Source organism: Microbacterium sp. BF1 (genome assembly GCF_019279095.1).
GTDB classification, from domain to species: Bacteria; Actinomycetota; Actinomycetes; order Actinomycetales; family Microbacteriaceae; genus Microbacterium; species Microbacterium maritypicum.
On record NZ_JAGYWT010000329.1, the window covers coordinates 1 to 2,791 of the forward strand.

General features: G+C 69.0%; 5 protein-coding genes. All 5 read right to left on the reverse strand.

Features of this window, described 5'->3' with window-relative positions:
* Positions 1 to 339, reverse strand: a 339-nt coding sequence (locus KZA10_RS18100) for an AAA family ATPase (RefSeq protein ID WP_256934760.1), incomplete at its 3' end; no start/stop codon positions are given.
* A gap of 13 nt (positions 340 to 352) precedes the next feature.
* A complete protein-coding gene (locus tag KZA10_RS11490; RefSeq protein WP_055867128.1) occupies positions 353 to 1,273 on the reverse strand; it encodes an NAD kinase in 921 nt (306 codons plus the stop codon).
* Positions 1,270 to 2,067: a TlyA family RNA methyltransferase gene (locus KZA10_RS11495; RefSeq protein ID WP_055867122.1), complete on the reverse strand. Its 798-nt coding sequence runs from the start codon at positions 2,065 to 2,067 to the stop codon at positions 1,270 to 1,272. Before KZA10_RS11495 ends, KZA10_RS11490 begins: the two co-directional genes overlap by 4 nt.
* Positions 2,064 to 2,240 (reverse strand): hypothetical protein, encoded by a 177-nt coding sequence (locus tag KZA10_RS11500; protein WP_164743656.1) that lies wholly within the window; start codon positions 2,238 to 2,240, stop codon positions 2,064 to 2,066. Before KZA10_RS11500 ends, KZA10_RS11495 begins: the two co-directional genes overlap by 4 nt.
* 52 nt (positions 2,241 to 2,292) lie before the next feature.
* The coding region (locus tag KZA10_RS11505) for an HAD hydrolase-like protein (RefSeq protein ID WP_218682947.1) at positions 2,293 to 2,791 on the reverse strand (499 nt) is incomplete at its 5' end.

The following is a 2,791-nucleotide window of genomic DNA, read 5'->3' on the forward strand; positions in this document are numbered from 1 at the left end:
CTCTCGATCGTTCTGCTGGCACTGCTGGGCACCCTCACCAACGGCATCCTCGTGCTGGTGGAGAAGTACCTGCTCCGACGATGGGTGTGAGCGTGACGGAGGCCCGGCTGCACGAGACACGCGTCTATGGACGATCCAGACGCCGGCCACCGATGCCTGTGCTGCGCCGGCACGCACCGCTCCGGAATCGGCACGCTGACCCAGCAGCAGTCCGAGGCCGGTGACGACCATGGTCTTGCCCGCACCCGTCTCGCCGGTGATCGCGGTGAATCCAGGGCCGAGCGGCAACACGGCATCGGCGATGACGCCGAGTCCCTGCATCCGCATCTCCTCGATCATGACGTCTCCTCGATCACGACGATGCCCCCGGGGCTTGGCCACGCCATCCTTCGACGGGCAACTGGAACTTGCGCACGAGGCGATCGGTGAACGCCGTCGGATGCAGACGCGCGAGCCTCACCGGACGCGACGACCGACGCACCACGACGCGCGCGCCCGGCGGCAGATCGTGCGAGCGCCGGCCGTCGCACCACAGAATGCCCGAGCCGTCGGTGCGCTCGAGCATCTCGATCGCGACGGAGGCATCGGGACTGACGACGAGCGGCTTGGCGAACAGAGCGTGGGCGGACAACGGCACCACGGCGATCGCCTCGACGCTGGGCCAGATGACCGGGCCCCCGGCCGAGAAGTTGTAGGCGGTCGAGCCCGTGGGGGTGGACACGACCATGCCGTCGCAGCCGAAGCTCGACAGCGGTCGGCCGTCGATCTCGAGCACGACCTCGATCATCCGCTCACGGCTCGCCTTCTCGACGGTGGCCTCGTTGAGGGCCCAGGTCTCGTAGACCACGGTGCCGTCGGCATCCTTCACACGCACCGACAGCGCGAGTCGCTCCTCGACCTCGTAGTCACGGTCGATGACACGACGCACGGCCTTGTCCATGTCGTCGCGATCGATCTCGGCGAGGAAGCCGACGTGCCCCATGTTGATGCCGAGCACCGGTGCACCGCTGTCTCGCACGAGTTCCGCCGCACGCAGGATCGTCCCGTCACCACCCAGAACGATGGCCAGTTCGAGGTCGGACGGGTCGACGGAGACGCCGAGCACCTCGGTCTCGGCGAAGAACGGGTCGACGGCGACGAGGGCCTCGTGATCATCGGCGGCGAGGACGGGCCGTGCGTCCGCGTCTCTCAGCGCATCGATCACCCGGCGGGCGGCCTCGACGGTGTCCACACGGCCCGCGTGGGCGACGACCAGGATGCTGCGCTCGTTCATCGTCCTCCTGCCAGTCGGTTGATGCTGTCCAGCCATTCTGTCGGATTGCTTCCCCGGCCCGGCGCGAGATGCACGAGATACTCGGCGTTGCCGTGCGTTCCGAGGATCGGGGAGGGAAGGATGCCGAGCATTCCGAGCCCTGCGTCCCAGGCGCTCCAGACCGTTCGCGACACCGCATCCGCGCGCGTGGCGGGATCCGTGACCAGTCCCCCGCGGACGGCGGTGCGCCCGACCTCGAACTGGGGCTTCACGAGCAGCAGGATGTCGGATTCCGCTGTGCCCACGGCGGCGACGGCGGGGAGGACGAGTTCGAGGGAGATGAACGAGAGGTCTCCGACGATGAGGTCGGGCGCCTCAGCCTCTCCCGTGGCAGCAGTGAGGTTCTCACGAGTCATGTGGCGCACGTTGTAGCCCTCGACGGCCACCACTCCCGGGTCGGCGGCGATGGTCGGGGCGAGCTGCCCGTGCCCGACGTCGACGGCCAGAACTCTGCGTGCTCCGCGTTCCCGCAGCACCTGGGTGAAGCCCCCGGTGGATGCGCCCATGTCGAGCGCGAGACGCCCCTGGACCGGGATCGCGAAGCCGTCGAGTCCGGCGATGAGCTTGTGGGCGGCGCGCCCGACGTAGTGGTCGGCCCCGGCGATCGTGATCTCCGCCGCGTCGTCGACAGCGGTGGACGCCTTCACGACGGGGCGGCCGTCCACGCTCACGAGTCCCTCGGAGATGAGGGTGGCCGCGTGGCTGCGCGAACGGGCGAGTCCTCGGGCGGCGAGGGCGGCGTCGAGTCGCGTCATCGGGATCCCGAAGTCTCCCGCTGCTCGAGCTTCGCGCCGCTGTCGAGGCGACGTGAAAGCTCGTCGTGGAGGGCTGAGTACGCATCGGCTCGCGCCGGAAGCGGCTGGCCCTCGATCAGGCGCAGTCGACTCCACAGACCATCGGTCGGCGCGCTCGTCGTCTCATCGCTCACGGTTCTACTGTACGCGGCGCCTCCGACGCCGGAGGGAGCCACGCGAGCCGCCTCAGGGGCGATGGAACGGATCGTCATACAGGCGCTCGGGTACCCGCAGCACGAACACCGGGGTCCCGGATGCCCAGATGGCGGCGGCACCCGCGCGCAGCAGATCGATCTGCTCGCCCGACTCCGCGACGATCTCGACATCCGCTCCCGAGACGCGCACGGCGGCACCGTTCACGTGGAACACACCGCCCTGCTCGATCACCTCGGGATAAGGAGCATGGAGCTCACGGAGGTCGCCGAGGATGTAGGTGGGACGCGAACCCTCCGGTGCGGCCAGCACATGCTTCGGACGATCGATGCCCGTGAGCACCAGCACCGAGTCGATACCGACACGACTCGCTCCCATGATGTCGGTGTCGAGACGGTCCCCGATGAAGAGCGCCTTCTTCGCGCCGAAGCGCGCGAGGGCCTCACGGAAGATCGGCTCCTCCGGCTTCCCCGCGACCGTCGCGAGCCTGCCGATGGCCGTGTGCACGGCCGAGACGAGCGTCCCGTTGCCC

Coding starts and splice junctions, on each gene's coding strand:
- KZA10_RS11490 (WP_055867128.1), bottom strand. CDS start 1,273: ATGAACGAGCGCAGCATCCTGGTCGTCGCCCACGCGGGCCGTGTGGAC.
- KZA10_RS11495 (WP_055867122.1), bottom strand. CDS start 2,067: ATGACGCGACTCGACGCCGCCCTCGCCGCCCGAGGACTCGCCCGTTCG.